This is a genomic window from Micromonospora sp. NPDC049529, from assembly GCF_055586685.1.
In genome coordinates this window covers 125413-150643 of record NZ_JBVJHT010000008.1, presented here as the reverse complement: position 1 = coordinate 150643, position 25231 = coordinate 125413, and the positions used below count along the sequence as shown (strand labels likewise).

Below are 25231 nucleotides of genomic sequence, written 5' to 3'. Positions count from 1 at the left end.
TAGGGGGCAGGCAACAGCGCCTGCCGGAGTTCTAATCTCATCCCACGGACGCCAGTGGCGCCACCCCCAAACGGCCGGCGCCACTCTCCGCCGAGCAAGGGAGCTCAATGACCACTGCGGTCAATGTCGCGGGACTCACTCGTGTATTCACGAAACGGCTCGGCCGGGGCGCCACTCCACGAGTGGCGCTGGCCAATATCGATCTCACCGTCGCCGAGGGCGAAACGCACGGGCTACTCGGACCGAACGGTGCCGGCAAGACCACACTGGTGCGTGTCCTATCCACAGTCCTCCTGCCGACCGGCGGGACCGCCGCCGTGCTCGGGCATGACGTCGTCCGCGAGGCCGAGGCCGTACGCCGGCTGATCGGCATCGTCTTCGGCGGCGACCGTGGGCTCTATACCAGGGTGAGCGGCCGGGAAAACCTGCTGTTCTGGGCCAGTATGTACGGCCTGCGCCCGAAGGCCGCCCGACAGCGCACGGCCGAACTGCTGGAGCGGCTAGGCCTGGCCGACCGCGCCGACCAGCTCGTGGAGCAGTACTCCCGCGGCATGAAGCAGCGTTTACACCTCGCCCGGAGCCTGATCGCAGACCCGCCGGTGCTCTTCCTCGACGAACCGACCGTCGGCATGGACCCGGTGGCCGCGCTGGAGTTCCGGCGGCTGGTCCGGGACCTGCGCCGGGCCGGCTGCACGATCTTCCTGACCACTCACGACATGGCGGAGGCCGAGGCGGTGTGCGATCGGATCTCGCTCATCGACGGCGGCCGCCTGCTGCTGACCGAACGCACAGAGCGGGTCGGTGACCTGCTCGCGACCGGCGACCGGGTGGACTTCGCCGCCGACGACGACATGTTGATCGAAGAGCTGCGGCAGCGTCCGGACGTGGCCTCGGTGACACCCACCGACCCGGCCGGTCACTGGCGGCTGGTCCCGGCGCCCGGCGCCGGGACCGCCGACCTGATGCGGGCGCTGCTGGACCACGGCGTGACGACGCTGCGCGCCGCGCCTCCACGCCTCGAGGAGGTCTACCTGAGCATCATGGGGACCCGCGGGCTGGAGGTCTGAATGGATTCTGCGGTCCGACGACTCCCAGCGGCCGGCGCCTACGCTGTCCTCGGTGGCGCCCGCCTGCAATTCCGGCAGCTGCGCCGCTCGCCAGGCCAGATGCTGATCCTGATCACCAGCCCGCTGTTCACCATGATGTTCCTGTCGATTGGCGTGCACTCAGGTTCGCCCACGGTGATCACCGCGGCGGTCCTCGCTCCCGGCCTGATGTCGCTGTGGCTGCTGGCGGTCGGTCTATGCGGCGGGCTGGTCAACGGTGACCGATGGTCGGGCACCCTGGAGGTCGCCCTCGTCGCGCCTACACCGCTGCTGTACTCGGTGATCGGCCGGATCACCGCCACGCTCGTCCTGGCCGTCCTATCGGTTCTCGAATCCGTGCTGGTGGCCCGGATCGGCTTCGGGGTGGCCCTCACGCTGCACCATCCTGTACTGCTGCTGGCCGCCACGTTGATGACGCTGCTCGCGATGATCGGCACGGCCAGCCTGTTCAGCGCCCTGTTCGTGCTCAGCCGGGGGGCGCTGCTGTTCCAGAACGCGCTGACCTACCCCTTCTACATCCTGGGCGGCATCCTCGTACCGGTGACCTTCCTCCCGGACTGGCTGCAACCGTTCAGCCGCCTCGTCTTCCTGTACTGGTCCGGCGAGTTACTGCGGTCGTGCTTCACCGTGCCAGGACCGGTACCCGGCTGGGGGGCCCAGCTCGCGGCAATCGCCGGTCTCACCGTGGCAGCGCTCGTCTGCGCCGCGGCGCTGATCAACCGCATTGCGGTACGGGTGGCCCGAACCGGATCGGCAAGCCTGTCGTGAGCTATCCCTACGTCGCCCAGCGCACCTTGGTCAACGGGCTAGCCGAGCTGCGCAACGCCTACACCGTCAAGACCTGGCTGCTCGGCTGGATGTCGCGACTCGCCGCCCAGGTCACCTTCTTCGCCTTGGTCGGCCACGCGCTCGGGTCACCGGAGCTGACGCAGTACCTGCTCGTCGGCAACGCCGTGGTGCTGGCCTGCCTGGAGTCGACCATCGTCGTGCTCTCGATCAACGACGAGCGCGCGCATGGCACCTTCGCGCTGCTCGCGGCCAGCCCCGCCGGGCACGTTCCGGTGCTGCTGACCCGCGGCCTGCAGTGGGCGGTCACCGGCATGGTCTCGTCCACCATCGCGTTGCTCACGGTGCCGCTGATCCTCGGTGTCCCGCTCCGGCCGGGTCCGCTGCTCGCCGCGCTGCCGCTGATGTGGCTGATCAGCCTGACCAGCTACTGCTACGGCTGCGCCCTGTGCGGCCTGGTGTTGCGGCACCCACAACTCGACTGGCTGATCCTGAACGTCGGCTATCTCGTCGTGATGACCCTCGGCGGGGTCAACGTTCCGGTCAGCTTCTGGCCCGATTGGATCTCATGGCTGCCGCAGATTCTGCCGGTCACGCACGGGCTCCTCGCCGTCCGCGCGGTGCTGGCCGGTGGGTCCGGCGTCGCCACCGAGGTCGTGCTCGAGGTGCTCATCGGCGCCGGCTGGCTGCTGATTGGCGTGATCTCGCTGCGCCGCTTCGTCGACCGCGGCCGAAGGGACGGAACCATCGAGTTTGGCTGATCGAAGAACCCCTGTCCGGCCAGCACACGCACGGCAAGGAAATAATGATGCATTACGGCGTTACCGGTTTCGGCATTCGCCTTGGCGAGCCTACCGAGATGACAAAGGTGACCATCCCGGATCGGGAGGAACGGGAAAGGATCCTGGCGTACGGGCACCGCAACGTTCTGCGGGCCAAGGACGGCTCCGGCCTGACCGATCTGGCGGTGGCCGCCGGGCAGGCGGCGCTGAGCGCCGCCGGCACGACCGCCGCGGACCTGGATCTGGTCGTGCTCGCCACGACCGACATCACGGAATACCTGTTCTGGGACGCCGCGGCGAGTGTGGCCGCACGGATCGGCGCCACCCGCGCCGAGGCATGTCTGCTGACCCAGGGGTGCACCACCGGAGTGCTGGCGTTCGACGTCGTCGCCGGCCGGCTGGCCACGCACGAGGACTATTCCTCAGCGCTCATCATCGCAGCCAACCGGACGGTCGAGCAGTACTGGAACCGTCTCACCACGCAAGCGATGGTGTTCTCGGACGGGGCGGTGGCGGCCGTCGCGCAACGTGGTCATCCACGACTGCGATGGCTGGCGACGGAGGTCCGCACCGACGGACGCTACGCCGACTTCTACCGGATGTCGGCCGGCGGGGCGGCGCTGCCGTTCGGCCCGACGACCACCGATCCCTATGACCTCCAGGCTGGCAATGCCTGGGACGTGATGGAGTTCTTCGACTTCGACGAGGCACGGTTCGGCGTTTTCGTGCAGCAATTGGACGCGAACGCCAGTGCCGTACTCGACCGCGCCTGCCGCCGCGCCGGCGTGCAGCGTCCGGCCCTGGCTCGGGTCTGTATCCCCGGCGACAACCTACCGGCGATGCGCTCGCTCGCCGGATCCCTCGGGGTCGATCCTGCCTGTACCAATACGGAGATCGTCATGGATCACGGCCATCTCGGTGCGGCCGATGCTCTTCTCGCCCTCGCCGACCTGCACACCCGCCGGACGCTGGACCCGGGTGACGTCGTCGCGCTGTTGTCCCGTGGGCGGGGGATGCATTGGGCCTGCACTCTCCTAGAAGCATGAAGGGCACCGCAGGATGACGAGAGATTTCGCACGGGTCGTGGCCGATGTGTTGGACATGCCGCCTGAGGAGCTGAGCGACGAGATGGGCGCGCGGGTGCTGGACCGATGGGACAGTCTCCGGCACCTGCGGATCATCGCAGCCCTTGAGCAGGCGTACGAGATCCGCTTCACCCCGCGCGAGATCCGCTGGACGCAGACCGTCGCGGCACTGCGTATTCTCGTGATGGAAAAGGCTGGTCTCGAGTCATGATGACCATCAGCGACGCCGACCTGGACATGCTCCTGATGATCCGGGCGTTCGAGGAGGCCCTGCTCGATCTGTTCGCCGCCGGCGAGGTCAGCGGCACTACCCACACCTGTCTCGGACAGGAGTACGTTCCGGTGGCGCTGGCGCCACTGCTGCACGACTCCTTCATGTTCAGCAACCACCGTGGCCACGGCCACTACCTGGCCAGGTTCGGTGATCCGGCGCCGCTACTGGCCGAGATCCTTGGGCGGGCCGGTGCGCCCTGCTCTGGAGTAGGCGGCAGCCAGCACGTTCTTCAGGACGGTTTCGTGTCGACCGGCGTCCAAGGGCACGGGGTGGCGGCGGCGACCGGCGTGGCGGTGAGTCTGCGCCGGCGCAAGTCCGGTGCGGTGGCCGTCGCTTACATCGGCGACGGCACCTGGGGCGAAGGCGTGGTCTACGAGGCGCTCAACATGGCGTCGCTGTGGCGTCTGCCTTTGATCGTCGTGGTGGAGAACAACGGCATCGCCCAGTCCACGCCTATCGTGAAGCATCTGTCCGGTTCCATCGCGGCTCGCGCCGCCGCCTTCGACATCGCGTACGAACGGGTCGAGGACAGCGACGTGGAAGCCATCCGCCGCCAACTGGCCGCACCGTTCGAACTGGTGAGATCCGACAACGGTCCGCTGGTCGCGGAATTCCGGACGGTCCGCCTCGGACCACACAGCAAGGGCGACGACTCACGCCTGGCATCCGACATCGCGGACGCCCGAGAGGCGGACTGGCTGAGCCGGCTCCGTCGGGAGCAACCACATCGGGTCGCCGAGGCCGAGCGGCGGCAGCGAGCACACATGGAGCGGGTGGTGGCCGAGGTGCGCAACCGCCCACTGTCGGAATGGAGCCCAGCCGATGGCCACTGACGACCGGTACGGGCCCCGGCTCAACGCCGCGTTACACGAGCTGATGTCCTGTGACGATGACCTCTACATGCTCGGTGAGGATGTCGGGGATCCCTACGGCGGCGCCTTCAAAATCACCAAAGGGCTGTCCACCGCCTTCCCGGACCGGGTGCTCTGCACACCGATCAGCGAAGCCGGGCTGATCGGCCTCGCGAACGGCCTGGCCCTGGCCGGGAACCGGGTGATCGCCGAGGTGATGTTCGGCGACTTCGCGGCCCTCGCGTTCGACCAACTGCTCAACTTCTCGTCGAAGTCAGTGGGCATGTATGGGCGCCAGCTGCCCATGCCAATCGTGGTCCGCTGCCCGGTCGGTGGTCACCGGGGATACGGCCCGACCCACAGCCAGAGCCTCCAGAAGCATTTCATCGGCATCCCGCATCTGACGCTGTTCGAGCTGTCCGCCTTCCACGACCCGCATCTGGTGTTCAGCCGGGCGTTGGGCCGTGGCGAACCGGCCGTCGTCTTCGAACCCAAGCTTCTGTACGGCACGCGCGGCAGTGCAGCTGACACCGATCACCTGAAACTCACCCTGAGCAGCAACGGCGACTGGGCGCACCTCTCCCCCCGCGCCGCCCGGGACCCCGAACTGGTCCTCATCGCCGCCGGTGGATCCGCGAGTCTCGCGATCGAGGCCGCGGAGATCCTCGTCGAAACCGACGCCGCCGCGGTACACGTACTGATCCCGGCACAGATCTACCCACTACGGATCGAGCCCGTCCTGTCCACGCTGCGCCGCGCGGAAGTCATCATCACGGTCGAGGAGAGCACCGAGGGCGGAACATGGGGCGCCGAGGTGGCGGCCATGGTCCATCGTCGCCTCCGGGGCGAGATACGCCAGCCGGTGATCAATCTGCATTCGCGGGACAGCGTCATCCCGGCCGCCCCGCATCTCGAACGCACCGTGCTGGTCAGCTCGGCCGATGTCGTGCATGCGGCACGGCAGGCCCTGCAGCTGCCCGCCCGCCACACGCTGACCGGCTCACCGGAGCCTGGGCACGTCGTGACGGTTCCGAAACTCAACAACAACGACGACAGCTACGTGCTGTTGGCCTGGCTGGTGCCGGACCGCACCGAGGTGCGGCCGGGCGATCCAATAGCCGAAATCGAGACGTCTAAGGCCGTCGAGGAGATCGAAGCCACGGCTGCCGGAACCCTCTTTCAGGAGTGCACGGCCGGCTCCTCGTGCACGGTCGGGGCCCGCATCGCTCGCATCGTCTCCGGTCTGAACTGCCCCGCCACGGCAGCGCCGGAACCCGCCGCGCCGACCGACATGATCCCACTGACCCATGTTCAGCAGCAGGTCGCCGCTGTGGTGTCACGGTCTCGGAGAGAGATCCCCGACGCCTTCGTGGTCTACCGGACGTCCCTCGAGGTGTTACACAAATTAAACGCGGCCCTGCAGCGGGACGGCCAGCCCGCCCTCGGCCTGCTGGAGGTCGTCATCAAGGCGATGGGAGACCTTTGGCCCATCTTCCCGAACTGCTTCGCCCGGCTCGACAAGGGACAAAACTCGCTCGTGCCAGCCACGGCCGTGCACGTCAGTGTGACCATGGATGCCGGCAATGGCCTATTCATGCCGGTATTGCGCGATGTTGAACAGCTCGACCTCGACGACATCGCGGATGCCCTGATGGGCTACCGGATGCAAGCGCTCCATGGCCGGTTCGCCGCAGGTGAACTGGACGGCGCCACCATCGCCGTGTCCTGGAACCACGAACCGGGCGTCGTCACGGTCCAGCCGGTGATACCGCCAGGACTCGCGTGCGTGCTGGCCGTCGGCGGCGCCGTTGACGACTGGGTGGACGACGGGTCGAGCCAGCCGGTACGGCAGCGGAGCGTGCACCTCGCCCTAGCACACGACCACCGGATCGTCAACGGGGCGGAGGCGGTGCGCTTCCTCGCCGCGATGGCCGAGATCCTCACCGACGCCAAACAGTTGTCCGCGCTGACCAAGGCCGGAACCGGACCGGCATGACCGAGCACCGCTCACCCTGTACCGACCGATGGAGGACCACATGACTTCGGTTCGCTGGAACCCACTGCGCAACGGTGACCCCGCCCATACAATCCTCGCCATCGACTACGGGGAGGGACGCCGGGAGGCCGGATTTCCGGAGCTGGCGCCGAACCTCGCGGTGCCCGGCGCCGTCGTGGCGACCCAGTTCTCTGCCGCGGGCGTGGCCGAGTTGAGCCGACTCGGCGCGGCCAAGCCGGAGATCGTCCAGGCCGAGATCCGCGGATGGGCCGACCAACTGCTCGCCGAACCGGGCACCGTTCCGCGGGCGATCCTGAGCTACTGCGCTGGCGCCGCGCCGGCATGCGTGCTCGCCGACGAACTGGCGGTCCGCGGCATCAACGCCCCGGTGATCATGCTCGATCCGCTTGTCGCCGTGCCGGAGTTCCTGCTCGGACGGTTCGTGGAGGCGGCGCAGGGACTGGCCGGGATCCTGGACGACGAGGTGGTGGAGACCGCCGTCCGGGAGGCCGCCCTGGAGACCCGGAAAACGACGGAGATCACCGGCCTGGCGGTGGCGGAATGCTCCGAGTCACTGTCCACCCGATACCGCACCATCGCCTACCAAGCCTGCACGGAGGCCGAGCTCGGCGACGAAGCGGCCGAGGAACTGTACGCGCACCTCGCCGGGGTGCTGCACTACCAGGCCGTGACGGCCGTGGCAGTGACGGCGGACCTGTGGAGCCCCGACCGCGCCCGGGACATGCATGTGCTGCTCTCCCGGAAACACCCGAACGTGGCGCCCTTCCCCGCCGCCGCCTCGGTCTTCGACGTCGACCGGGACTCCTTCCTCGCCGACCCCGCACTGGTCGCCACCGTTTCGGAGATCATCGCAAAGGCATGACCGCCCCAGGCGACCCTGCCGAGATCTGGACATTCGGCAGCGACAGTGCTCACATGCCGGTCGGATACAGCTTGAGGTGCTTGGCAACCACGACAACGGCCGTTCCAGGCGAAACGTCGGCCGGGCCAGCGCCGATCTCAACCTGCAGGAGTCCGTGGGCTATTCGCACCGTCAAGAGTTCCTGGTCCTGTTGTTCCACGATCCCGCGTAGCCGAGGTCCCTCGTGTCGGGGTACGACTTGGAGTGCAGAGCTGCGTACAGCTGATCTTGCAGAGGTGCGCACTGTTTGTCCGTCGTCAGCGGGTGACTGAGGGTGAGGCTGCTCGGGTCGTGATCGGGCAGACGTGGGGCGGCTGGCGGTGGGGGCGATGGATGAGCAGCGGTGGCTGGATGTGCGCCGGTTCCGGGCGTTGCACGAGGCTGGTGCGAGTGTCTCGGAGATCGCTCGTGAGACGGGCCTGAACTGGCAGACGGTGAAGAAGTACCTGGCTGCTGGTGGCGGCGAGGTGGTGCCGGCGGTTGCGGCGCGGCCGGCTCGTGGGCAGTTGATCGATGTGTTCGCGCATGTGGTCGATGCGTGGTTGCGGGCGGAGTTGCTGCTCAAGGGCACGGTGATCCATGAACGCCTTGTCGAGCAGTACGGGTTCACCGGCAACTACCAGCGGGTGAAGTTGTATCTGCAGCAGGCCCGTCCCCGGATCGCGGCGGAGTTGGGGATCAGTCCGGATCAGCTGGCCGGGCTGCACCGCCGGTTCGAGGTCGTCCCGGGTGCGCAGGCGCAGGTGGACTGGGGCGACGAGGGCGGCATCCTGGCTCACGTCGGGATCCCGAAGGTGTAACTCGTTTCACATGGTGCTGTCGTACTCGCGGGATCCGTTCTGCTGCTTCACCACCAGCCAGGACCTGGCCGCGTTCTGGGAGTGTCACCGGCGGGCGTTCGCGCGCCACGCACGACCCGGCCGGCGGCCGAGACCAGCCGGCCCGGTGACCTGGTCAAACGGGACTTCACCGCGGCAGGCCCGAACCAGCTGTGGGTCGCGGATCTGACCTACGTGCGCATGAGTGTGGGCTGGGTGTACGCCGCGTTCGTCCTGGACGTGTACTCCCGCATGATCGTCGGCTGGCAGGTGTCGACGAGTCTCTACACCGATCTGGCTCTCGACGCGCTGAAGATGGCGATCTGGCGCCGCGAACACCAGGGCGCTGACCTGCGTAAACTTGTCCACCATTCGGACCGTGGAGTCCAATATCGAGCAATCCGCTACACCCAGCGGCTCGCCGAGGCCGGCGCCGTCGCCTCCGTCGGCGCCAAGGGCGACTCCTTCGACAACGCCATGGCCGAGGCGTTCAACTCCCTATACAAGGCCGAACTCGTCCGGAACAAGGGACCGTGGCGCGGGCTCGACGACCCGGAAATGGCCACCGTCGAGTGCATCGACTGGTACAACAACCGCAGGCTGCACGGCGAACTCGGCCACGTCCCACCCGCCGAACACGAGGCGCTACACGCGATGACCCACCCGGCCACCGCACCCTCAAAACCAGCTAACCGACTCTCCATCAAACCCGGGGCTTGACACCCTGACCTGGACCGAAGCGCCGATCATCGCGTGGAGCGTGGACAACGACCGAGGCCGACACGAACTACGCACCGTCCAGGCCCTACCCGCCCCGGCCGGCCTGAGATTCCCGCACATCGCCCAGGTGTTCCTGATCGAACGCACCGTCACCGTCAAGGGTCGTACCACCTACCAGGCGATGCTGTACATCACCAGCCTCACCGCCGAGCAGGCCAACCCCGCCGATCTACTCGCCTACGTCCGCCAGCACTGGGGAATCGAAGCCCTGCACTGGATTCGCGACGTCACCTTACCGAGAGGACGCCTCCCGGATCCACTCCGGCAACGCACCCCGCGTCATGGCGACCCTACGAAACGTATCGATCAGCCTGCTCAGAATCAGCGGAACCACCAACATCGCCGCCGCGCTACGCCACAACGCCCGCAAGAACCGCCGAATCCTCAAACTCCTACATCTCCTACCAGCCTAAACAACCCACACGCCGACTTTGCCGTGCCCGTGGCTGGATTACCCCTGTGGGGTGTTCGTCTTCCGTACGGCTACCTGCCAGTCCTTGAAGAGAACTTCGTGCGAGTCGGCCACCATGGACAGGAACGCGTCGACGGCCGGCTTGCAGTAGTCTTCGGGCCAGTCCGGCAGGCCGCCACCGTGGTAGTCGTCGAACACCGCGATTCCACCGTTCTTCAACAGTCGCCATGCCGCCGCGGCATCCTGGAGGACGTCCGTCAAGGCGTGCGATCCGTCGATGTAGGCAAAGTCGTATGCATCAGGCTCGAGATGCTGAAGGATGAGCTGTGAACGGCCTCGCAATTTGACGGTCTTGTGACTTGCCCCGATGGCCGAGATATTGCTGTCGAATAGCTTTTCCTGTTCCGGATACCACTTGAAGGTGTCGATGCACACGATCCGGCTGCCCTCATCCTGGAGCAGCTCCTTGAGCAGCCAGGACGTTGCCCGGCCTTCGAAGCATCCGATTTCAAGGAACTGTAGCCGCGGCCGTTGCGCAAGGTGCCCGAAGTGGTGACGCCAATGAGCTTCGTGATAATGGAACCAGTCCTGGGTGAAGCGCAGTCCATCCGGCGTCGTGATGAAGTCGTCAGCGAGGTTGTCGATGATGAAGTGCATAACGCGAGTCCGGGCAGCGTCGCTCAGATTGTCACGCCGCTGCAGTAGATTATCGAACATACATCGGAAGATGTATCGGCCCCAGGCGACGGCGGCAGCGTCGAGCCGACCAGCATCGCGTTCCACGTTGAGCCGCTCGAGTTCGCGGAGCGTGACGCCCATCATCGATGACACATCATTGTCATCGACAGCCTGACGCCGCACCTGCTCACACCAGCGAGCGCAAGCGGCAGTATAGTCAGCGCTAAATATCAGTAGTTTTTCTCTGATCTGTTGTATCCGGTGCATGTCCTCGGCTACGGCGGTTGTCAACACCACTACCTTCCCTTCTTTTGCGCTAAGCACGAATGAGCTGTACTGGATGGATCGTTTGAGTGCTCCGCCATCTGGGGTGGGTGTGGCTACTTTCCACGACCATTGTCGTTTGGAAGTGCCCCGGGTTGAGGGCCACCAGCCACACCGTGGAGGTAGGTTCGGTCGACATCCGACGCATCGGCCACGATGTCCGGAAGCGTCGTTCTGCTGGCAGCGTTGGCCAGCAGGGCGGCCAGGGCGTCCGGCGTCGGGTTCCGCAGGAACTCCTGGATGGACACGCGGACGCTGGTCGCCTTGCGGATGCGGGCGACGAGCAGGGCGCTCTTGACGGAGTTGCCTCCGCTGCGAAAGAAATGCGCCGACTCGTTCACCTCGTCGACGCCCAGGATGCCACGCCAGACCTCCCTTACGACGGTCAAGCTCTCGGAGTCCTGCGTAGTGGCCACGGGCTGCTCCTCCAAGTGGTCGGTGCCGGTCGACGAGGCGGGCTCAGGCTTGCGTGAACGCGGCGGCGAGGCGGACGGACGTGGGGGCGGAGAACAGCGCCGCCAACCGGATTTGCCAGTTCATGCTGCGCTGGACCTCCACGGTCAACCTGAGCGCCAGGAGCGGCTTGCCGCCGCACAGCACCCGCTGCACGGTCGAACCCGGCACGGCCAAGGACGCCTGTATGTAAACACCGGCCGCCGCCCATCCACAATGCCCGCTCGACGTCGCGTTGGTCCGGCGAAGGCATGACCGCGTTCGGGCGGGCATGCGGTGAAGGTCGCCACCGGAGGTGTTGTCCGGCCGCGGAGGCGTTCCGGCGACTCCGCTCCCGCAGGTGGCGTGCGTATGCCGCGGTCCCACGGGCCATGGCCTGCTCGCGAACCCGGGCCAGCAGTGCGGCGTATGACGCCGCTGGCAATTTGCGGGCAGTCCCAGAAACCGGGGGCATGTCTCAGTGAGTGTTTGAAAGGTGTGTCAGTCGGGCTGGTCGAAGGTGCGACGTCGTTGTCGGCGGGCTGGGCCTCGGGTGAGTCGGCGGATCATCTGGTTGATCGCGGCCCACCGGATCAGGGCTTCGGACACCGCCGGGTCGCGTTCGTAGTCACGGGCCAGCCGCCGGTACGAGGTGAGCCAGGCCAGGGTCCGCTCGACCACCCACCGCCTCGGGTGGACCACGAACCCTTCCTGGTCAACCGGCTTCCGAACGATCTCAAGATGAGTGCGGAGAACATCGCGGCACCAGTCGACCAGGCGTCCGGCGAAGCCCTAATCGGCGAACACGAACCGGATCGGCGTGCCAGCGTAAGCGGCCAGCAGGGCACCCTTCGCCCCGTCGCGGTCCTGCCACGACGCCGCCAGGACCCACACACAGACCAGCAGACCGAGAGTGTCGGTCACGACGAACCGCTTCCGACCGTTGACCCTCTTCCCAACGTCGTAGCCGCGGGTGTCCCGGCCCACCGTGTCCGCGCCCTTCACCGACTGGGAGTCGATGAACCCCGCCGACGGCTGCGGAGCCCGTCCCTCAACCAGGCGGACCTCCTCCCGCAACAGGTCCAGGATCCGCTCGGTGACCTGACGTTTCTCCCACTGCCTGAACTGCCAGTACACCGATCTTGACAGCCCCGACGCCGACGAGGTCCGAACGAAACTCGCAACCCTGCATTCCCTCTGATCACCTGATTGGGGGCTGTCTCGTGACCTTGACGGCCGCAGGCAGCGACCGCCCCCCCTCGGCCAGCAGTGGGTGATCGCCATGGGCGTACCAACTGCACTTCAAGTTTTGGACCTGATTGCAGCGCACCAGCCATGGAACTCGCCACCGGTGCGGGGCGCGGCTCGTGTTGGCGCTTTGGTTGGCGGTGACGTCCGGTCATGCCGAGAGGACGCACGGTCATGCGGGTGTTCGCATCGCTGGGTGGGCAGGTCCCGAGCCGGTCAGATGGTCCTCGTATTCCACCAGCGCGGCGGATCGCTGTCCGGTGCCTGCGGGCTGGTGAAGTGGAACGGCACGCCAAAATGCTGGGCGATGGCCTGGCCCTGCTCGATCGCCTGCTGTGCCTCGGGCCATGGCGGCACCTGTCCGTTGATCAGGCGGATGTCGCCGCCGCGTCCCAACACCGTCAGTGGTACTTCGTCGAAGCGATCGTGGTGCCGGCTCGGTCTGCGCACGATCGCGATCAGGTAGACGTACCAACCCTGCGTGTCGCCGTCCCACAGCGCTTCCAAGGCGGCGATCGGTGCAGTGACGACCGCCGCCTTTCCGATCAGTTCCGCGGTCGTCGGCGGCGGTAACTCCAGCTCGACAAGACCCCGCCGACGCAGCTACTCGCGTCGCTCGATCAGCAGATCCTGTGCCTGGTACAGGCCGGGCGGGGGCTGCAGTCCACCTTCACGGCGCAGGAGCACGACGGCCGCGATCAGCCGACCCGTGCACAGCAGTTTGTCGATCTGTTCCTGCAACTGCGGGTCTATCACGTTCCACCACGCGTCGTCGGGGTGCATCTCGCCATTGTCGTCGGTTGCGACGGCGGGAAAGTTCTTCGCCCGGTGTCCTCGGTGCCTGGCCAATTCTCCGCCCGCTGACAGCCGCACGACAGTCGAGACCTGGGCGCGTCAGCACGAGACACGGCAGTGACGGCAACGTCCGATCTGGCGCCGACCGTGCGTGCAGCACTAGGGTTCCCGTCACCGTCGGTAGCCGTCAGCCACCGCGCGTCCGGATTTTAGGATGTCCGGTCGTGCCGATGACAGGACGTCCGTGGGCTTGTTTGCCGTGATCCGTCCCGTGGGGATCGGTAAGCCTGGACCGACGGTCTACTCACTCTCCCGCCGGCGTTCCGCGTCGACTCGGATGCCGGTGATGAGTAGCCCGAGCCCGTATTCGAATTGGTCGTCGGATCCGGTCACTGGCAGGGCGTCGTCCGGCAGCGCGTTCGGCAGCGCGGAGATCGCGGCCCGTAGCTCATGCCACCGCGCGTCAGGTTCCCCGGCCTGTGCGCTCATCGCGAGCGCCGCCGCGAGGTACGCGATGAGCGCCTGCGTTGCCCGGATCACGTCCGTGGGCGGCAGCCCGGCCTCCGTGAGTGCCCCGATGATCGCCCCGGCGAGTCGGCGACCGTGACGCTGCAAAGGCGGGCGCCCGGCGACGTGCGCGGCGATGCCTGGATGGCGCAGCGCCGCCGACCGAATCGACGTGAGGACGGCGACGAGGCGCGCCTCCCACGGCTTGTTGGGGTCGGGGTCGGGGGCATCGGCGAGGGCAAGGTCCGCGACGGCGTCGAGTAGCGCTTGGCGATCCGGGAAGTGCCGGTAGAGCGACATCGGGTCGCAGTCGAGTTCGGCGGCGATGCGACGCATGCTCATCGCCTTGACGCCCTCGCGGTCTCCAACCTTCAGCGCCGCTGCGGCGATGAGGTCGGTGGTCAGGGTGGCGGGTCGAGGCACGCGTCCATCATGTCAGAATGCATCTACGCCGTAGACATAGCCGGGCGAGTTTGTCTACGGTGTAGGCATGACGACGCTCACGATCGGACGGATCGCCGCCGTCCTGCTCAGCCTCGGCACCTTCGTGTTCCTCTTCCCCACGAACTCCTGGAGGGCCGACAACCTCTTCCTCGTCCCCGACCTGATCCTGTCCGTAGCGCTGCTCGTCGCCGCCGCACTGCCCAGCCGGATCGCCGCCCCGGCGCTCCTGGCCGCCTACTGCTTCGCCGGTGGAGTGCTCGTCACCGCCGTCGCGTCCTACGCCGTCGACGGCCGGATCGGCATCGGCAGCCTCATCGGCGCAACCGGCTCGCTCATCATGGCCGCGGTGTTCCTCCGCGCTCGACCCCGCAACCTGGCATGACCCTTCGCCGGCGGGTCATCGTCACACGCACCGGCGGGCCAGACGTCCTACGCATCCACACCGACGACGCTCCCGAGCCCACTCCGGGCAACCTACGGATCCGCGTCACCGCCGCAGGCGTCGCCCGCGCCGACCTGCTGATGCGCGCCGGCCGCTATCCGGGGCGCACGCCGGCACCGCCGTTCACCCCCGGATAGGACGTTACCGGCGTCGTCGATGCCACCGGCCCACACGTCCCGGCATGGTGACACGGCCGCCGGGTAGTAGCGCTGACGCTGACCGGTGACCACGCCAGCCACGTCTGCGCGCCAGCCTCCAGTGTGGTCGAACTCCCCGACACCCTTCAGGAGTACGCCGCCGCAGCCCTCCCGCTCAACCACGTCACCGCCCATGAGCTACTGCACCACGTGGCCCGAGTCAATCCCGGCGAACGGGTACTCGTCCACGGCGCCGCCGGTGGCGTGGGCTTGGCCCTACTCGACCTGGAACGCCTCCTCGGCGCCGACATGTACGGCGTCGCGGCACTCCGCGACCACGCCCTCGTCGAAGAGTACGGCGCACAGCCGGTCCAACGCGGCCGCGAGGCACACCACCACCAGCCGGCGGTGCCAGGCCAGTAGGGTCGCCGGGGTCACGATCCGGTGGCGCGTACCGGGCGGGGTAGGAACCGGGCGAGCGCGGACAGGATTGCCCGGTCTGGCCAGGACAGCCGTGGTCGGCCGTGGACCTGGCGGCGGAGCACCGCGACCTCGTGGCGCAGCGCCAGCAGCTCCGCGAGCACGGCACTGTCACTGTGGGCCGCAGCGAGAAGGGCGTCGAACACGCGGATCGCGAACAGGTAGATCAACCGAAACGCCATGACCATGAAGGTGTCTCAAACTTGCAAGGGACCAGCTCACAGCGCGTGCGACAGGTATTGGCACCCTACAGGTCTCCTCGCGGTAGTGCCGCTCGCCATCGGCAGCCCGGCCGCCTTCCGCTGGTCGTTCGTCGGCACCGCGTTGCTCTTCGTCGTTGCGGCGGGGCTCATCGCGCTCCTGCCGAGCGCGTCCCGCCCCCGGTCCGCCGCCCCCGTACGCCGCTTCGCCGCGCTACGCGACCTCAGGCTGCTCGCGTTGACCGCCTACGACAGCGTCGCCACGCTCTGGCTGCCGATACTCAACAACGTCGCCCTTCCGCTCTGGATCGTCGGTCACACCGACGCGCCACCCGCCCTGGTCGGCGTCCTCTACGCGGTAAACACCGTGACCGTCACCCTCTTCCAGATTCCGATGAGCAGGTTCGCCACCACCACCCGCGCCGCACTGCGCTCGTACTCGGTCAGCAGCGCGCTGCTCGCGTTGACCTGCGCGGGCTTCGCCCTCGCCCCCGGGCTGCCCCAGGCGGCCACGCTCACCGTCGCCATCCTGGTCCTCAGCATCGGCGAACTGTTCCAGGTGAACGCCGCGTGGACGCTGTCGTACGCGGTCTCCCCGCCCGAACGCCGCGCCGAGTACCTCGCCACGTTCGGACTCGGCCGCAACAGCAGCAGCCGACTGTACGGGCCGCTACTCATGACCGGTGTCGTGCTGGCGTTGGGCGTCGCGGGGTGGTTGCTGCTCGGCGCCCTGCTCGCCGTCGCCAGTCTTGTCCTGCTCGCCCTCACCCGGGCAGTCACACCGGCCGGTCCCGTCGAGCCCACTCGCGACGAGGCAAGGGCGCCGTCCGACCAGGTCGGCATGAGCACGTGACCGGCCGCGTCGAGGACCAGGGCACCGACGGAACCGGTGGCCAGAGCGGGGGAGGCGGAGTGGCACCGTTGCGTTGGCGGTGCGTTGAGCGCACTGCCCCGGTGGTGGGGCTCGGGATCAGATCGCTCGGGCGAGGCCGAAGTCGGCGTTCAGCGGGTTCCGGGTTCCGGCTGAGGTGATCGTCGTAGCGGTCCGGTGGTACCTGCGGTACTCGCGCCTCCTAGGGGCGGCCCAGCCTGTCGAATGTGCTGTCTGTGCGGTCCATGTGCGCGGCCGTGATCACCTCAGGTGACAACCGGCGCCCAACCTACGCCGGCGGCGGGTCCGGCGCCGCCCCCCCCTCGACGCGGACCCCCTCACCGGTTGGAAGATCAAGCGGGTACCCGCCCGTCGGACCCGGCTCAACGCGAGCGGCATTGTGATCAACGCTTGAAAGCGATCGACCATTTGATTTGATAGCCGGCCTGCTGGAGGTCGAGGACGGTGCGTTCCAAGTCATCGGGGGGCCCACGCCAGACCTTGATCAGCTCTTCGATCGGTGAGTGGAGCTTCACGTTCTCGTAGCGCGCCGGATTTCCCCAGTTCACTACGATTGTGGAGCCGAGCTGGGTGGCGTCGAATGGCAGCCACAGCATGGTGTTTCCGTCGGCGCGGACGTCGACGATCGACAGGCCCTGGGCGGGTCGCGGGTTTGGCATTTCGAGGGCTTTTCGTAGGTCGGTTTCCTCCCAGACCACGAACAGCCTGGTCGCGGCCAGGGCGGCTGGCAGGCGACCGAGATTCGTGATCGCGGCAGCCGCGTCGGCGCCTTGGTAGAATCGCCGAGATATGGCATAACCGATATATTGCTTCGGTTCGGACATATCCTCCGCCAGGATGTGCACCTGTGGCCGAGGGCATTGGCCAGTTTCCTGGATGTGCGTCTCGCTCTCATCGATGATGGCACTGACTACGCTGCTGGCAAGGTCGGGCATAGGGCCTAGTATCACGGAATGCGCGAGCAGTGGTTGTCCCGGGTCCGATCCAGGTTCGCCGATGATGCTGGCCCGTATGCCCTGCTGGAGGATGCGGCGCTGGTCGAGGCGGTTGAGCTTGTCGCCTCGACCACCCAGATCAGCGACATCGCGGAAACATGCCACGCGGTCGGATGGATGCACTGGTATCGCGCGGCCGCGCTCGCCGATAACCGGGCTAGGAGCGAGATCCATACGGCCATTCCACTGTTCATGCTGGTCCGCGCCTCGGGGGCGCCGTTTTCATTGCCGAAGGAGCCGGCCGGCGCTTTCCCGGAACTGCCCGACCTGACCGCGCTGGGCGAGCTCTGGGAGCAGGTCTTCGTCCTGCTCGAACCGTGGATGGCGGCCGGCGCCGATCCCCATTTTCTGGAGTTGGCGGTCGGACTCGCGCGAAATGCGGTGGCGGGCGCCCGCCCCGGCCACCCGCAGCGCGTGTCCCGGTTGTCCTTCCTCAACGCCGCGGCGCAGCGTCTCTTCGAGCAGAGTGGCAACGTGGCCGCTCTGGACGAGGCGATCGCCGCAGGGCGCTCGGCGGTGAGCGAAGCGGCGGGCGACGATCCGAACCTGGCTGGCTATCTGACTCACCTAGCGGATAGCTTACGAATCCTATTCGAGCGCGACGGAGACGTAGCGGTACTGCGCGAAGCCGTCGCCATCGGACGCCAGGCGGTTCGGGCACTCGGCGACGACCATGATCGCCGCTACCTGCCGCTGACCTCGCTGGGAACTGCGCTGCGGTTGCTGTACCGGCGCGTCGGGTCGCTGGCGCTGCTGGACGAGGCGGTCGAGGCCTGCCGAGCGGCGGTTGCCACCGCGCCCGAGGGAATCGCGGCGTCAGCGGTCCTGGCCAACTACAGCGCGGTTCTGCAGGATCGAATCGAACGCACCAGCGACCAGTCCATGCTCAACGAGGCACTGGCCGTTACCCGGCGGGCCGTGGGCGCGGCACCCGACGGCAGCCCAATGCGGCTGTCGTGCCTGTACAATCTGGCGAATCTGCTTCAAGCCCAGTTCGAACGCAGCGGTGATGTACGCGCGCTGGACGAATCGATCGAGGTCACGCGGTTCGTGGTCAACGCCACGCCGCCGGAGCATCCGGACGCGCCCCTGCACGGAGGGCTTCTGGTCCGGCAGTTGCGGGTCAGGTTCGAACTGACCGGTGACAGCGGCGCGCTGGACGAGGCGATCTTCTACGGCCACCAGGGCGTGGCTGCCACCCCGGCCGACCACGTCAACCGGCTGCTGTACCTGAACAACCTCGCGGTCGCCCTGAAGACCAGGGCACAGCAAACCGGCGACCTGGACGACCTGCGCCAGGTGATCGAGCTCAATCGCCTGGCGGCGCGGACCGCGGTAGGGATGGGCGCGTACGAGGCGCTCACGCTGTCGAACCTGACCTCAACACTCGGCCAGTACGCCGAGTACACCGGCGATTCGGCGCTGCTGGAGGAGGCGATAGCCATCGGTCGGACCGCCGTCCGCGCTGCCGCTGAAGACCATTCCCGCCGGTCGGTCTGCGAGATCAACCTGGCCAGGGTCCTGGCCGCGCACAACTCGCTCGACGAGGCCATCGGGCTGCTGGCGGCCGCGGCCCTCCGGCCGACCGCTCAGCCGTCCATCCGGGTCGAGGCCGCCCAGGGGTGGGGCCGGCTCGGGATGCGAAGCGGGCAGGTGGAGCGAGCGTTGCAGGGGTACACCCTTGCGGTCGAGTTGTTGCCGCAGCTGGCGACCCGCGGCCTGTCCCGAGCAGACGCGTCGCGCTGGCTGGTCGAGTATTCCGAACTGGCCAGCGACGCGGCGGCGTGCGCGCTCGCGGCCGGGCGGCCCGATCGGGCGATCGAACTGCTGGAACACGGTCGCGGGGTACTGCTGGCGCAGGCGCTCGAGGCCCGGTCCGACCTCACCGCATTGCGGGAGGTCGACGCGGAACTGGCCGACCGGTTCGAGTTCCTGTGCGGCTGCCTCGCGGCCGCCGCCGACGAGACCCCGGACCGGCGCCGTGAGCAGGCCGTCGAGTTGGAGGCGCTGCTCGCGCGGATCCGCTCGCTGCCCGGTCAGGAACTGTTCCTGCTGCCACCGGACGCGGCGGCACTGACCGCGCAAGCGCACGACGGGCCGATCGTCTTGGTAAACGTCAGTCGGTACCGCAGCGACGCGATCATCGTGACCACGGGCGGCGTGCTGGTGCGGGAACTGCCAGATCTGGATCCCAGGTCGGTGGCCGGGCGGCAGACGGCGATGCGCGACGCGCTCAACGTGCGGCACGGACCGACGGCCGCCGAACTCACCATGCTCGAAACGCTGGCCTGGCTCTGGGATACGGTCGCCGGGCCGGTCCTGGAACGGCTCAACATGCTCGGTGCGGAACCTTGGCCGCGCATCTGGTGGATTCCCTGCGGTCCGCTGGCGGCCCTACCCTTGCACGCGGCCGGTCACCACCTCGACGAGTCCGGACCGGGCCGCCGCACCGTCTTGGACAGGGCCGTCTCTTCGTACACAGCGACCGTGCGGACGCTGGCTCATAGCCGGGCACGGAACATGCCGGCCAGGTCGGACCCGCCGCGTATGCTGGCCGTCGTCATGCCGAGTACCCCACAGGCGTCCGATCTGCCCGGTGCTAGGCGGGAGTTCAGACAGCTGAGCCGGCTGTTTCCGGCGATCGAAGGCCTGGTCGGACCGGCAGCCACCCGTGACGCGGTGCTGTCCAGGCTGCCGAGCAGTTCGTGGGTGCACTTCGCGTGCCACGCCGCGACTGATCCCGACGATCCTTCCAACAGCCAGCTGCTGGTGCACGACCATGCCAGCCATCCGCTACGCGTGCTGGACATGTCCAGCCTGAACCTGGCCGGGACCGAGTTCGCCTATCTGTCGGCGTGCAGCACCGCGGTCACCGCCGCGAAGCTTGCCAACGAGTCGATTCACGTCGTATCCGCCTGTCAACTGGCCGGGTACCCGCACGTCGTCGGCACGTTATGGGAGATCGACGACTCGTTCGCCACAACAGTCGCCGAACGAGTCTACGAGGACCTGGCGGCCGGCGGGTTCGACGCCGCTCGGGCCGGGACGTGCCTGCACCGAGCCGTCCGCCTGGCCCGGGACCGTTATCCCCGCAACCCCATTCTGTGGGCCGCTTACATCCACGCGGGCCCCTGAACCGGAATGCACCCCGCGGCGATCCGCAATCGGTCGGTCCGCCGCCGACGCCGGCGAAGTTGCCGCCTCAGTGGGCCGTCCTGAGGTCGAGCAGCATCTCGAAGACGTTGGCCGGGCTCCCGGTCAATTTGGCGAACGAGTAGTCTTCTTCGTCTGCGGTGATCACGTATCCCCGGTAAGTGCCGGTCGGGCTTGGGGTGATGCGTTGGGCTGAAATCGTCCGGGTCAGATAGGTCCAGGCGTCGTCGACGAGCCGTACGCAGGAAATGCCATGCGCCCGCGCATACTCCAGCGCCCCACTCTGAAAGCCGGATGCGGCCACGACGACGCCCTTCTGCGCCCCGGTCGACTGCATCTTCGCGTGGAGCACCTGGACGTGTTCACGTTTGACTGGTGACGCGTGGCGCTTGCATTCGAACAGGACCAGAAAGTCCATGCCGGCGAGTTGGAATCGCACGGTGACGTCGATGATGTAGGTGCCGTCCGGTCCCTCGACCGGATCAAGGTGCCGCACTCGCCAGTCGCTTATTTCCTGGCCCGCGGACGTCGCAATATCCGCTACGGCTCGCTCGTATTCGGTTGGCCCGAGCGTGAACGTCGGCCAATGGTCTTCGTTGTCTTCAGGTATCGTGGTCACCGATCACCGTTCGTGGCCGCCTCGAATTGTCGAAGCGATTATGCCGCCATCAGGTGCCTGCCGCAAGGACGACGTTGCGGGTGCCGAAAACCTCATCCGTGTTGGTCCGGCGGCATGTTCGTGCTCATGTGGAAGTCTGCCGAGTCGGTCGTGTCGGTGGACGTTCAGCTGTGTCAGCGCAGCGGGCCGGTCATCGGTTCGGGTAGTGGACGCAGCGGTCGGGAGTTGGCGATGCCGCGGTGCGGTCGATGCCGGTTGTGGCGGTGGTGCGCATCAGCCGGGCGATCCGTTCGCGGGAGTGCGTGAGCCACCCCCGTTTTCATGGCGCTTCTTGATCATGGTCGGATGGCCGTGGGGAGGAAGTTTCTGTGGCAGCACCGAAGAAGTACCCCGATCAGCTACGGGCGCGTGCTGTGCGTTTGTACCGCGAGTCGGACCCGAAGCCGGTGGTCCGGCGCCTGGCCGAGCAGCTTGGTGTGCATCACGAGGCGTTACGGAACTGGATCCGGCAGGCCGAAGCGGACGCGGACGAGCGTCATGACCGGCCGAGCAGTGACATGGTGGCCGAGAACCGGCGGCTGTTGGAGGAGAACGCGGAGCTGCGTCGGGCGAATGAGATCCTGAGGTTCTGGGGCACGATCTCGCTGTCGTCGTGGTGCCAGGAGTGGCCGCCGGCGACGTACTCGTAGCTGGTGGTGCGGTCCGGGCTGAGCGGCTGACCGGCCGTGTCGCGCAGGTCCGACTCGGTGACCTCGATGACGACGTACTTGTGCCACCAGTCGTCCTGCGCAACGGTGCCGCTGAGCCATCGCGCGGGGAAGCAGCGCTTGTCGTTGTTGTCGACAGCGGGCAGGGCTGTCCGGACGCACTGCGTCGGCGCGTACGTGACCCGGGTGCTGCCGCCGCTCTCGTTGACCACCGAGGTCATTCGACGCTTTGTACATGGCGGGCAGCGTGTCCGCGGCGTCGACCCGGTTCTCCGCGAACGAGCCGTCGAAGGTGATCGGTGGAGTGGAGAGCGAGCCCCCGGAGCGAAGGCCGGTGTGCTGGAGCGCGTCGAGCCACATGGCGGGGCTGATGTCGTCGGCGGGCCCGTCGGTCGGTGTCGCCGGGAAGGAGTGGGTCAACGTCCAGGTGTCCACCGGTTCCAACTGGCCTCCCGACCGGACCTCGGTGGTGATTGCGGCGAGTCGCTTGGTCGACCAGAACGTGGGCGACGACACGAGGCAGGCACCGGCACCGCACGACTGGTCCCAGGGCACGTCGGGCCAGTCGCCGGGCTGTGCGGACACACACGGGGTGTTGGGCAGGCAACGGTCTTTGGTGGTGAACCGCACGACGGCGCCGGCGGGGGTGGTGTAGAGGCTGTTGGCCCGCAGCCCGTACTCGATGCGGTTGAGGTGTCCGGCCCGCACGTACGGGGTGGAATGGATGGTGTCGCGGGCGTAGTGGTTGAGCTCGGTGTCGTAGTAGTAGGCGATCGCGTCGCCGTGCGGGTCGACCACGTAGTCGAGTGCCCAGCGGTAGGCCTGGGTGCACCAGCCGGGCGCGCCGTTGCACGGTTCACCGCTGTTGTTGCCGAACACCGGGACGGTGAAGGCCGGAACTCGCCCCAGCTCTTCAGGTTCGTCGGGACCAGTTGACTGTCGTCGTGGTGCCACGAGTGCCCGCCGGGCAGATACTCGTAGGTGGTGATCTGGTCGGGGCTGAGCCGCTGCCCGTCGGCGTCGGCGAGGTCCCGTTCGGTGACCTGGGTGACGACGTACTTGTGCCACCAGTCGGTGACCGGCGTCGTGCCGCTGAGCCACTTCGCCGGATAGCAGCGCTTGGCGTTGTCGTCGACGGCGGGCACCTGCGCGCGCAGGCATTCCACCGGCGCGTAGGCGACGTCGATGACCCCGCCGCTCTCCAGCGTGACCCGGTTGACACGCCGCTTGTACATCGCGAGCAGGCCGTCCGCGGCGTCGACCCGGTTCTCGCCGAACGTGCCGTCGAAGGTGACCGGCGGGCTGGCGATCTGGGTTCCGGCGAGGCCGGTGTGCACGATCGAGTCCAGCCACAGTGATGGGCTGCCCTGATCCTGACCCGGCGCGGACGCCACAGCCGGGTAGGAGTGCGTGAGCGTCCACGACGCCACCGCCGTGTCTCCCACCTTCGTGGTGATCGTCGCGAGCCGCTTCTTCGACCAGAACGACGGCGCCGGGTTCGAGCAGGCCGCCGCGCCGCAGGACTGGTCCAACGGTACGTCCGGCCAGTTCTGCGGCTGCGAGTCCACGCACTGGCTGCCCGGGACGCACCGGTCGGCCGTCGTGAACTCGACCCGGCCACTCGCCGGAGTGGTGAACAGCGTGTCGGCGCGCAGCCCGTACTCGATGCGCTTCACCGTGCCGCCACGAACATAGGGGGTCACCGTGACGCCGGCGCGCGCGTAGTGGTTGAGCTCAGGCTCGTAGAAGTACGCCAACGCGTCGCCGCGCGGGTCCACGACGAAGTCGAGATTCCACCGGTAGGCCTGCTGGCACCAGCCGGGTCCCTCGGAGCATTTCTCGCCGGCCTGGTTGCCACGCACCGGCACCGTCCACGCCGACTTCGTCTCCGTCGCCCCCGTCGTCCAGCCCGGGAGCCGGTTCCACCCGAAGAGGTACTGCGTCCCGTCCGGCGACGTCACCCGCCAGTGTTCGCCGTCGTCGTCGCCGTTGGCCAGAGTCGCGTCGAACAGTTGGTCGACCAGCCAGCCCTGGTCGTTGCCGACCCGCCAGGTGCCGGTCGCGTCGTCGCGCACCAGCGGCCCGGACGCGCCCGGCAGCGACAGCGTCGCATTCTCGCCGATCCAGCACAGGTCGTGCACGACCATCCTGGGCGCAGTCGCGATAGGTCCGCTCGATGAACCCCGGTTCGAGCGTGAAGCCCTCGCCGACCCAGGAAGCCTGGTTGTTCGTCGACGCGGTGCGGCCATCGACCGCCCCGGACGAATACTCCAGCCCCAGTTCCGGCTCCAGGCCCGGAACCTCGGGCAGCGCGACCGGATAGCTCCAGTTGAAGCTACCGGTCTGCAAACCGACCTGCCACTGCGACGACGGCGCAAGCGACGTCGGCGTGAAACTGCCGGAGCTGCCGGCCGGGCCTGCGGTCAGGGCGTAGAGGCCGGGCGCGACGTCGGCGCTGACCCGCCCGGTGCGCACGTCGTTGCGGGCGGCAACCGTGCGGCCGTCGCGGACCGACGGTAGCGCCTTCGCGCCTGGCTCGGGCAGCCGCACCAGGCCCAGCCGCGACGCGTAGTCGCCGCCGTACGCGTGCCGCCATCCACTGTAGTCGATCTCGATTGCGATGTCGGCCGCGGCTTTGGCTCCGGCCTCGGCGGTCATCCCCACCCGCAGCAGGACACCGCGGACGCCGGCGGCGTCGGTCGTGGCCCGGTCGAACATCTCGACCCGCACCCGGGCCCCCGGCGCACCACCGACCCGCACCGGTAGGTCGCCAACCCGGGTCTGTGCCGCGGACGGCACGGCGATCTCCGTGGCGGCCGCGACTGGCCACGCCACCCGCGGCGCGGCTTTCAGCGCCACCGCCGCCTCAGGGTCGACGCCGCCCTGTCGAGGTCGGAAGTCGCTCCCCGGAACCGGCTGGTCCGGTCGGGCCGCGCCCTGCACCACAGCCACCGGCGGCGCCGCCGCCGCGGCCGGCACGCCGCTCAACAGGCTCGCCGCCATCACCGATGCGGTGCCGAACACCACGGCCCGCTTGAAACTGTCTGGTCTCATGCCACTCCCCGCCTCGACACATCCGGCGGGCAAAGAATGCGGCGGGCACGCACAAACGAACGCACATGCGCAAGTACATCGATAGTACGGCGAGCACCGCCGCCCGCTGCCGAGGCAGATCGTTGGCGAAGCCGGTGATGAACACCTGCGGCAGGACGTACGAGTCGACCGCACCTTCTGGGACACCGGGGAACAGCACGAGCTTGAGGAGTTCGTGGGTCGGTCGCGGCCGGCTCAAGCACCGAGCCGGAACCGGCGCGTTGCACCAGGACGATGGTTGGCTTGGTGTCATGCCCCCCGTCGCGGGGGGGT

The 25231-nt window shown here is 67.8% G+C and carries 29 protein-coding genes and 2 pseudogenes; 18 read left to right on the top strand and 13 right to left on the bottom strand.

The window, feature by feature from the left end:
• Nucleotides 1–182 precede the first annotated feature (182 nt).
• The 10 genes from ACZ6QQ_RS15915 to ACZ6QQ_RS15870 all read left to right on the top strand — a co-directional run bounded on the left by ACZ6QQ_RS15915 (nucleotide 183) and on the right by ACZ6QQ_RS15870 (nucleotide 9340).
• A complete protein-coding gene (locus tag ACZ6QQ_RS15915; protein ID WP_465876969.1) occupies nucleotides 183–1067 on the top strand; it encodes an ABC transporter ATP-binding protein in 885 nt (294 codons plus the stop codon).
• Nucleotides 1068–1874, top strand: a complete 807-nt coding sequence (locus ACZ6QQ_RS15910) for an ABC transporter permease (RefSeq protein WP_465876967.1) — start codon at nucleotides 1068–1070, stop codon at nucleotides 1872–1874.
• On the top strand, nucleotides 1871–2653 hold the full coding sequence (locus tag ACZ6QQ_RS15905; RefSeq protein WP_465876966.1) for an ABC transporter permease: 783 nt from the start codon (nucleotides 1871–1873) through the stop codon (nucleotides 2651–2653). Before ACZ6QQ_RS15910 ends, ACZ6QQ_RS15905 begins: the two co-directional genes overlap by 4 nt.
• A gap of 98 nt (nucleotides 2654–2751) precedes the next feature.
• A complete protein-coding gene (locus ACZ6QQ_RS15900; RefSeq protein ID WP_465876964.1) occupies nucleotides 2752–3720 on the top strand; it encodes a 3-oxoacyl-[acyl-carrier-protein] synthase III C-terminal domain-containing protein in 969 nt (322 codons plus the stop codon).
• Nucleotides 3721–3757: 37 nt separating this feature from the next.
• Nucleotides 3758–3970 carry an acyl carrier protein gene (locus tag ACZ6QQ_RS15895; protein WP_465876963.1) on the top strand — a complete coding sequence of 71 codons (213 nt, stop codon included), beginning with the start codon at nucleotides 3758–3760 and terminating at the stop codon, nucleotides 3968–3970.
• A complete protein-coding gene (locus ACZ6QQ_RS15890; RefSeq protein ID WP_465876961.1) occupies nucleotides 3967–4866 on the top strand; it encodes a thiamine pyrophosphate-dependent dehydrogenase E1 component subunit alpha in 900 nt (299 codons plus the stop codon). Before ACZ6QQ_RS15895 ends, ACZ6QQ_RS15890 begins: the two co-directional genes overlap by 4 nt.
• Nucleotides 4856–6880: a 2-oxo acid dehydrogenase subunit E2 gene (locus ACZ6QQ_RS15885; RefSeq protein WP_465876960.1), complete on the top strand. Its 2025-nt coding sequence runs from the start codon at nucleotides 4856–4858 to the stop codon at nucleotides 6878–6880. The genes ACZ6QQ_RS15890 and ACZ6QQ_RS15885 overlap by 11 nt, the downstream gene beginning before the upstream one ends.
• A 40-nt stretch (nucleotides 6881–6920) precedes the next feature.
• Nucleotides 6921–7763 carry a hypothetical protein gene (locus tag ACZ6QQ_RS15880; RefSeq protein WP_465876958.1) on the top strand — a complete coding sequence of 281 codons (843 nt, stop codon included), beginning with the start codon at nucleotides 6921–6923 and terminating at the stop codon, nucleotides 7761–7763.
• Between the two features lie 368 nt (nucleotides 7764–8131).
• Complete coding sequence (locus tag ACZ6QQ_RS15875; protein ID WP_465876956.1) at nucleotides 8132–8602, top strand: helix-turn-helix domain-containing protein; 471 nt, start codon at nucleotides 8132–8134, stop codon at nucleotides 8600–8602.
• Nucleotides 8603–8683: 81 nt separating this feature from the next.
• On the top strand, nucleotides 8684–9340 hold the full coding sequence (locus tag ACZ6QQ_RS15870; protein ID WP_465876955.1) for an IS3 family transposase: 657 nt from the start codon (nucleotides 8684–8686) through the stop codon (nucleotides 9338–9340).
• Between the two features lie 511 nt (nucleotides 9341–9851).
• Here the strand turns inward: ACZ6QQ_RS15870 and ACZ6QQ_RS15865 are convergent.
• From ACZ6QQ_RS15865 to ACZ6QQ_RS15835, 7 genes and pseudogenes are all read right to left on the bottom strand, one after another.
• The gene (locus ACZ6QQ_RS15865) at nucleotides 9852–10787 is read right to left on the bottom strand and encodes a class I SAM-dependent methyltransferase (protein WP_465876954.1); all 936 of its coding nucleotides are present in this window, start codon (nucleotides 10785–10787) and stop codon (nucleotides 9852–9854) included.
• An 83-nt stretch (nucleotides 10788–10870) separates the two neighbouring features.
• A complete protein-coding gene (locus tag ACZ6QQ_RS15860; RefSeq protein ID WP_465876952.1) occupies nucleotides 10871–11230 on the bottom strand; it encodes an acyl carrier protein in 360 nt (119 codons plus the stop codon).
• Between the two features lie 43 nt (nucleotides 11231–11273).
• Complete coding sequence (locus ACZ6QQ_RS15855; RefSeq protein ID WP_465876950.1) at nucleotides 11274–11423, bottom strand: hypothetical protein; 150 nt, start codon at nucleotides 11421–11423, stop codon at nucleotides 11274–11276.
• Between the two features lie 324 nt (nucleotides 11424–11747).
• A pseudogene (locus tag ACZ6QQ_RS15850) lies at nucleotides 11748–12233 on the bottom strand (transposase).
• A 477-nt stretch (nucleotides 12234–12710) separates the two neighbouring features.
• Nucleotides 12711–13001: a hypothetical protein gene (locus tag ACZ6QQ_RS15845; protein ID WP_465876949.1), complete on the bottom strand. Its 291-nt coding sequence runs from the start codon at nucleotides 12999–13001 to the stop codon at nucleotides 12711–12713.
• Between the two features lie 96 nt (nucleotides 13002–13097).
• The gene (locus ACZ6QQ_RS15840; protein WP_465876948.1) at nucleotides 13098–13277 is read right to left on the bottom strand and encodes a hypothetical protein; all 180 of its coding nucleotides are present in this window, start codon (nucleotides 13275–13277) and stop codon (nucleotides 13098–13100) included.
• A gap of 312 nt (nucleotides 13278–13589) precedes the next feature.
• Nucleotides 13590–14219, bottom strand: coding sequence for a TetR/AcrR family transcriptional regulator C-terminal domain-containing protein (locus ACZ6QQ_RS15835; RefSeq protein WP_465876947.1), 630 nt, complete (start codon nucleotides 14217–14219; stop codon nucleotides 13590–13592).
• Nucleotides 14220–14286: 67 nt separating this feature from the next.
• Between ACZ6QQ_RS15835 and ACZ6QQ_RS15830 the strand changes: the two genes are divergently transcribed.
• Nucleotides 14287–14622, top strand: coding sequence for a hypothetical protein (locus ACZ6QQ_RS15830; RefSeq protein ID WP_465876946.1), 336 nt, complete (start codon nucleotides 14287–14289; stop codon nucleotides 14620–14622).
• Nucleotides 14619–14819 carry a hypothetical protein gene (locus ACZ6QQ_RS15825; protein ID WP_465876944.1) on the top strand — a complete coding sequence of 67 codons (201 nt, stop codon included), beginning with the start codon at nucleotides 14619–14621 and terminating at the stop codon, nucleotides 14817–14819. The genes ACZ6QQ_RS15830 and ACZ6QQ_RS15825 overlap by 4 nt, the downstream gene beginning before the upstream one ends.
• Before the next feature lie 276 nt (nucleotides 14820–15095).
• Here the strand turns inward: ACZ6QQ_RS15825 and ACZ6QQ_RS15820 are convergent, their stop codons facing one another.
• Nucleotides 15096–15257: a hypothetical protein gene (locus ACZ6QQ_RS15820; RefSeq protein WP_465876943.1), complete on the bottom strand. Its 162-nt coding sequence runs from the start codon at nucleotides 15255–15257 to the stop codon at nucleotides 15096–15098.
• Complete coding sequence (locus ACZ6QQ_RS15815) at nucleotides 15254–15481, bottom strand: hypothetical protein (RefSeq protein ID WP_465876942.1); 228 nt, start codon at nucleotides 15479–15481, stop codon at nucleotides 15254–15256. Before ACZ6QQ_RS15815 ends, ACZ6QQ_RS15820 begins: the two co-directional genes overlap by 4 nt.
• 85 nt (nucleotides 15482–15566) lie before the next feature.
• Here ACZ6QQ_RS15815 and ACZ6QQ_RS15810 point away from each other — a divergent pair, with 85 nt between their 5' ends.
• Nucleotides 15567–16352: an MFS transporter gene (locus tag ACZ6QQ_RS15810; RefSeq protein WP_465876940.1), complete on the top strand. Its 786-nt coding sequence runs from the start codon at nucleotides 15567–15569 to the stop codon at nucleotides 16350–16352.
• Nucleotides 16353–16774: 422 nt separating this feature from the next.
• On the opposite strand, the gene ACZ6QQ_RS15805 is transcribed toward ACZ6QQ_RS15810, so the two are convergent.
• The gene (locus tag ACZ6QQ_RS15805; RefSeq protein ID WP_465876939.1) at nucleotides 16775–17326 is read right to left on the bottom strand and encodes a hypothetical protein; all 552 of its coding nucleotides are present in this window, start codon (nucleotides 17324–17326) and stop codon (nucleotides 16775–16777) included.
• Between the two features lie 18 nt (nucleotides 17327–17344).
• Between ACZ6QQ_RS15805 and ACZ6QQ_RS15800 the strand changes: the two genes are divergently transcribed.
• Nucleotides 17345–20521: a CHAT domain-containing protein gene (locus ACZ6QQ_RS15800; RefSeq protein ID WP_465876938.1), complete on the top strand. Its 3177-nt coding sequence runs from the start codon at nucleotides 17345–17347 to the stop codon at nucleotides 20519–20521.
• A 67-nt stretch (nucleotides 20522–20588) separates the two neighbouring features.
• Here the strand turns inward: ACZ6QQ_RS15800 and ACZ6QQ_RS15795 are convergent, their stop codons facing one another.
• Entirely contained in the window at nucleotides 20589–21158 is a 570-nt protein-coding gene (locus ACZ6QQ_RS15795; protein WP_465876936.1) for a restriction endonuclease, read from the bottom strand.
• Between the two features lie 368 nt (nucleotides 21159–21526).
• Between ACZ6QQ_RS15795 and ACZ6QQ_RS15790 the strand changes: the two are divergent.
• A pseudogene (locus ACZ6QQ_RS15790) lies at nucleotides 21527–21694 on the top strand (transposase); the annotation flags it as partial.
• Here ACZ6QQ_RS15790 and ACZ6QQ_RS15785 read toward each other — a convergent pair.
• Nucleotides 21694–22086, bottom strand: a complete 393-nt coding sequence (locus tag ACZ6QQ_RS15785) for a hypothetical protein (protein ID WP_465877162.1) — start codon at nucleotides 22084–22086, stop codon at nucleotides 21694–21696. The pseudogene ACZ6QQ_RS15790 and the gene ACZ6QQ_RS15785 sit on opposite strands and share 1 nt — an antisense overlap.
• 14 nt (nucleotides 22087–22100) lie before the next feature.
• On the opposite strand from ACZ6QQ_RS15785, the gene ACZ6QQ_RS15780 reads away from it, so the two are divergent.
• The 3 genes from ACZ6QQ_RS15780 (at nucleotide 22101) to ACZ6QQ_RS15770 (ending at nucleotide 23560) form a co-directional block, all read left to right on the top strand.
• Complete coding sequence (locus tag ACZ6QQ_RS15780) at nucleotides 22101–22520, top strand: hypothetical protein (protein ID WP_465876934.1); 420 nt, start codon at nucleotides 22101–22103, stop codon at nucleotides 22518–22520.
• Nucleotides 22521–22797: 277 nt separating this feature from the next.
• The gene (locus tag ACZ6QQ_RS15775; protein ID WP_465876933.1) at nucleotides 22798–23223 is read left to right on the top strand and encodes a hypothetical protein; all 426 of its coding nucleotides are present in this window, start codon (nucleotides 22798–22800) and stop codon (nucleotides 23221–23223) included.
• A gap of 52 nt (nucleotides 23224–23275) precedes the next feature.
• Complete coding sequence (locus ACZ6QQ_RS15770; RefSeq protein ID WP_465876931.1) at nucleotides 23276–23560, top strand: hypothetical protein; 285 nt, start codon at nucleotides 23276–23278, stop codon at nucleotides 23558–23560.
• 39 nt (nucleotides 23561–23599) lie between these two features.
• Here the strand turns inward: ACZ6QQ_RS15770 and ACZ6QQ_RS15765 are convergent, their stop codons facing one another.
• Nucleotides 23600–24892 carry a hypothetical protein gene (locus tag ACZ6QQ_RS15765; protein ID WP_465876929.1) on the bottom strand — a complete coding sequence of 431 codons (1293 nt, stop codon included), beginning with the start codon at nucleotides 24890–24892 and terminating at the stop codon, nucleotides 23600–23602.
• Nucleotides 24893–25231 lie beyond the last annotated feature (339 nt).